We start from the raw sequence: 4,458 nt of genomic DNA, 5'->3' as shown, positions 1-4,458 counted from the left end.
ACCGAGAGCCCGCCGCGGCCGCCGGCATCAGTCGTCGTCATCCCGCTCGTGGTCGCTGTCGTCGCGGTCGTCCCGGTCGTCCCGGTCGTCCCGGTCGTCCCGGTCGTCCCGGTCGTCCCGGTCGTCCCGGTCGTCGCGGTCGTCGTCGTCGTGGTCGCCAGGACGGGGCGTCACCACGGGGACGCCGGTGGACCGCGTCGGCCGGCTGGTCGTGGCAGGCGATGCCGGGTCCGTGCCCGGCGAGGGGGTGCCGGTCGTCGTCGAGGTCGGCGCGGTGACCATCTCGACCGGCGTGCGGGCCGGCGGCTCGTCGGACCCGGCCGCCGCGAGCGCGCCCGCGACGAAGCCGGCCACGACGAGCAGCAGGCCGACCGGCAGCAGGGTCTTCCAGAGCTGTCCCATGACGACGATCATCCTGCCCGATCGTGGGGGCGGGGTGAGAGCACGATGAGAGGACTCTCATCGCCGCCACCGCGGGGCGGCCGGTGACGGTGCCCACTTTCGAGGGGGTCGCGCGTCGAGGGGGCGCGCTTAGGGTGGCGTGTAGCACACCGCCATGCCCAGGAGGATCACCGTGTTCGTGCCGTTCAGCGTCAATGACTTCCTCGACCGCGCCGTCCAGGTGTACGGCGAGCGGGTCGGGATCGTCGACGAGCCGAACCAGCCGGCCCCGAGCCAGGGCGAGCTGACCTACCGGGAGGTCGGCGAGCTCGCCCGCCGCCAGGCCGCGAAGCTCGACGAGCTCGGCATCGGCGTGGGCGAGCGGGTCGCGATCGTGAGCCACAACAGCAGCCGCCTGCTGACCTCCTTCTACGGCGTGGCCGGCTGGGGCCGCGTGCTGGTGCCGGTGAACTTCCGGCTCAGCCCCGACGAGGTGCAGTACATCGTCGACCAGTCCGGCTCGCGGGTGCTCTACGTCGACCCGGAGGTCGAGGAGCACCTCGCCGGCGTCACCTGCGAGCACAAGTTCGTCATCGGCGACGACGAGGCCCTCTACGCCCCGGCCGGTGCCGAGCCGAAGCCGTGGGAGCACGACGAGAACGCCACCGCGACCATCAACTACACCTCGGGCACGACCGCGCGGCCCAAGGGCGTGCAGATCACGCACCGCAACATCTGGACCAACGCCCTCACCTTCGGCCTGCACGCGCAGGCCAACGACCGCGACGTCTACCTGCACACCCTTCCGATGTTCCACGCCAACGGCTGGGGCTGGCCCTTCCTCGCGACCGGCGTCGGCGCCAAGCACGTCGTGATCCGCAAGATCGACGGCGCCGAGATCCTGCGCCGGGTGCGCGACCACGGGGTCACCGTGATGTGCGCGGCCCCCGCCGTGGCCGCTGCGGTGCTCGAGGCCGCGCAGACCTGGGAGGGCGAGATCCCCGGCCGCGACCGCGTGCGGATCATCATGGCCGGCGCCCCGCCGCCGACCAAGACCGTCATCCGCGTCCAGGAGGAGCTCGGCTGGGAGTTCATCCAGATCTACGGCCTCACCGAGACCTCGCCGCTGCTGACCTTCAACCGCACCCGGGCGGAGTGGGACGACCTCAGCGCGGAGGAGCGGGCGACGAGGCTGACCCGCGCGGGTGCCCCCGCCATCGGCGTCACCCTCAAGATCGACGAGTCCGAGGAGGGCACCGGCGAGGTGCTCGCCCGCTCGAACGTCGTGCTCGAGGGCTACTGGGAGAAGCCGGAGGAGACCGCGGCGGCGCTGGCCGACGGCTGGTTCCACACCGGCGACGGCGGCTTCATCGGTGACGACGGCTACCTGACGATCGCTGACCGCAAGAAGGACGTCATCATCACCGGTGGCGAGAACGTCACCTCGATCGAGGTCGAGGACACCCTCTTCTCGCACCCGGCCGTGGCCGAGGTGGCCGTCATCGGCGTCCCGAGCGAGAAGTGGGGCGAGACCATCAAGGCGCTCGTCGTGCTCACCGCGGACGCCACGCCGGGCGAGGAGATGGAGGCCGAGCTGATCCGCTGGTGCAAGGACCGGCTGGCCGGCTACAAGGCCCCGACGTCCGTGGAGTTCCGCGACGAGCTGGCCCGCACGGCGACCGGCAAGCTGCAGAAGTTCAAGCTGCGGGCGCCCTACTGGGAGGGGTTCACCCGCCAGGTGAACTGATCGCGGGGGACGAGCGTGGCCGCCCAGCCGGCGGCCCGCCACGCCTCGACGGTCGCGCGCGCCCACTCCGCGCCGGTCGCGGTGTCGGGCTCGACCACGTCGACGGCGGTCTGCGCCTCGGTGGCGGTCGGCTCCGGGAGCGCCTGCCCGCTGATCGGGTCGGCGATCCCCGCCGCGCCGTCGACGCAGGTCACCCGCGCCAGCCCGATCCCGAGCCGGCGCTGGTTGAGCGCCAGGCCGAGCGCGGCGATCCCGGCGGCGCCGTACCCGACGACCGAGAGCTGGTCGGGTGGGTGCACCGCCGATTCCCGGGCGTAGCGGACCGACCGCAGGAGGTCGCGGCCCGCGGAGTCCGTGGTCCACGTGGGGACGACGACCCGGACGTGGCTGCGCGTCGCGATCCGGCTGGCGAGGGCGGCCACGCCGTCGCGGTCCGTGGCTCCGGCGGGGTGCCACAGGAGCAGGGTGTCGGCGTTGGGGTGGCCGTGCACCGCGACCTGGAGACCGTCCTGCTGTTGCTGCATGGGACCACCGTAGGGTGCGACCGGCGACGACCCCCGAGGAGGACCTGTGTCGACCGCACCACGACCCGTCGGCGGGGCGCTGCTCGTCGCGGGGACGGCCTCCGACGCCGGCAAGAGCGTGCTGACGACCGGGTTGTGCCGGGCGTTCGCCCGGCGGGGGATCCGGGTGGCGCCGTTCAAGGCGCAGAACATGTCGAACAACTCGATGGTCGTGCGCGGCCCGGGCGCCGTGCCGGGTGAGGTCGGGCGCGCGCAGTGGGTGCAGGCGCTGGCCGCCGGCGTCGAGCCCGAGGTCGCGATGAACCCGGTGCTGCTGAAGCCCGGCAGCGACCGCCGCAGCCACGTCGTGCTGATGGGACAGCCCGACGGCGAGGTGTCGGCGGGCAGCTGGCACGACGGCCGGGCCCGGCTCGCCGAGACCGCGTTCGCTGCCTTCGACGACCTGCGCGCCAGGTTCGACCTCGTCGTGGCCGAGGGCGCCGGCAGCCCGGCGGAGATCAACCTGCGCGCGACGGACTACGTGAACATGGGGCTGGCCCGGCACGGCGACGTGCCGACCATCGTGGTCGGCGACATCGACCGCGGCGGCTGGTTCGCCGCTGCCTACGGCACGCTCATGCTGCTCGACGAGGCGGACCGGGCACTGGTGAAGGGGTACGTCGTCAACAAGTTCCGCGGCGACGTCGACCTGCTCCGCCCCGGCCTGGCCGACCTCGAGCAGCGCACCGGCCGGCCGACGTACGGCGCGCTGCCGTGGCACCCCGACCTCTGGCTGGACTCCGAGGACTCGCTCGACCTCGACGGGCGCCGCGCCGCCGACCGGGCCGGCAGCCGGAAGGTCGCGGTCGTCCGGCTGCCGCGGATCAGCGACTTCACCGACGTCGACGCCCTCGGTCTCGAGCCCGCGCTGGACGTCGAGCTCGTCTCCGACCCCGCGCGGCTCGCCGACGCCGACCTCGTCGTGGTGCCGGGCACGCGAGCCACGATCGCCGACCTGGCCTGGCTGCGCTCCCGCGGCCTCGACCTCGCGATCCAGCGGCACGCCGCCGCCGGCCGCCCGGTCCTGGGCATCTGCGGCGGCTGCCAGCTGCTCGGCCGGCGGATCGAGGACCCGGACGGCGTCGAGGGCCCGGCGGGCGTGGTCGTCGACGGGCTCGGCCTGCTCGACCTGACGACCCGGTTCTCCCCGGAGAAGCGGCTGGTGCTGCACGAGCCCGCGGGCTACGAGATCCACCACGGGCGGGTCACCGGCGAGACGCGCACGGGAGCGGTGACCGGCACCATGGTCCACGGCAGCCTCGAGGACGACACCACCCGCGCCGCCTACCTCGCCGACACCCTCGGCGTCACCTCCTCCGCCTCCTTCCCCGCCGCCCGCGCCGCTCGCCTGGACCTGCTCGGTGACCTGGTCGAGGAGCACCTCGACCTGGACGCGGTGCTGTCGTTGTGCTGAATGGCGCGAGCGCGTCGCCTGGCTGAGTTTGCCTGGCGGCAAGCCTTCTCCCGGTGGTTGAGGTGCGACGAGCGCCAGCGAGGAGCCTCGAAACCTCTGGGCCTGTCAGGCGGGCTGTGTATGGCACAGTTGGGTGCACCGGGGCCACTGGTTTCGAGGCTCGGCGCTGGGGCGCCTCGCACCTCAACCACCGGCCTGAGTGCTGCTGCGTGGTTGGTGTCGGCGGCCGCGCACCGTAGCCGACCGGCCCCCGGCGTCAAGGACGTCGCTTCGCTCCGCCGCTGCGCGGTCGCTTCGCGATCCTTGACCCCGGGGCCCTGCCGGTCGGCTGGACGGCGCGGTTGCCGGCACGG

4 protein-coding genes are annotated in these 4,458 nt (G+C 73.5%); 2 read left to right on the top strand and 2 right to left on the bottom strand.

The genetic code is table 11. The annotated features are described in order from the left end of the window. Positions 1 to 27: 27 nt before the first annotated feature. Positions 28 to 402: a hypothetical protein gene (locus L615_RS02375; protein ID WP_145723991.1), complete on the bottom strand. Its 375-nt coding sequence runs from the start codon at positions 400 to 402 to the stop codon at positions 28 to 30. A 154-nt stretch (positions 403 to 556) separates the two neighbouring features. On the opposite strand from L615_RS02375, the gene L615_RS02370 reads away from it, so the two are divergent. Continuing rightward, a complete protein-coding gene (locus tag L615_RS02370) occupies positions 557 to 2,128 on the top strand; it encodes an AMP-binding protein (RefSeq protein WP_232221841.1) in 1,572 nt (523 codons plus the stop codon). Here L615_RS02370 and L615_RS02365 read toward each other — a convergent pair. Next, positions 2,095 to 2,652: a hypothetical protein gene (locus tag L615_RS02365; protein ID WP_051486147.1), complete on the bottom strand. Its 558-nt coding sequence runs from the start codon at positions 2,650 to 2,652 to the stop codon at positions 2,095 to 2,097. The genes L615_RS02370 and L615_RS02365 overlap by 34 nt on opposite strands. 46 nt (positions 2,653 to 2,698) lie before the next feature. On the opposite strand from L615_RS02365, the gene L615_RS02360 reads away from it, so the two are divergent. Beyond that, positions 2,699 to 4,105 (top strand): cobyric acid synthase, encoded by a 1,407-nt coding sequence (locus L615_RS02360; RefSeq protein ID WP_186449685.1) that lies wholly within the window; start codon positions 2,699 to 2,701, stop codon positions 4,103 to 4,105. The last annotated feature ends 353 nt before the right edge of the window (positions 4,106 to 4,458 follow it).

The sequence above is a fragment of the Nocardioides sp. J9 genome (genome assembly GCF_007829375.1).
Taxonomy (GTDB): domain Bacteria; phylum Actinomycetota; class Actinomycetes; order Propionibacteriales; family Nocardioidaceae; genus Nocardioides.
This window is presented reverse-complemented; position numbering and strand designations above follow the sequence as displayed.

Coding starts and splice junctions, on each gene's coding strand:
- L615_RS02375 (WP_145723991.1), bottom strand. CDS start 402: ATGGGACAGCTCTGGAAGACCCTGCTGCCGGTCGGCCTGCTGCTCGTC.
- L615_RS02370 (WP_232221841.1), top strand. CDS start 557: ATGCCCAGGAGGATCACCGTGTTCGTGCCGTTCAGCGTCAATGACTTC.
- L615_RS02365 (WP_051486147.1), bottom strand. CDS start 2,652: ATGCAGCAACAGCAGGACGGTCTCCAGGTCGCGGTGCACGGCCACCCC.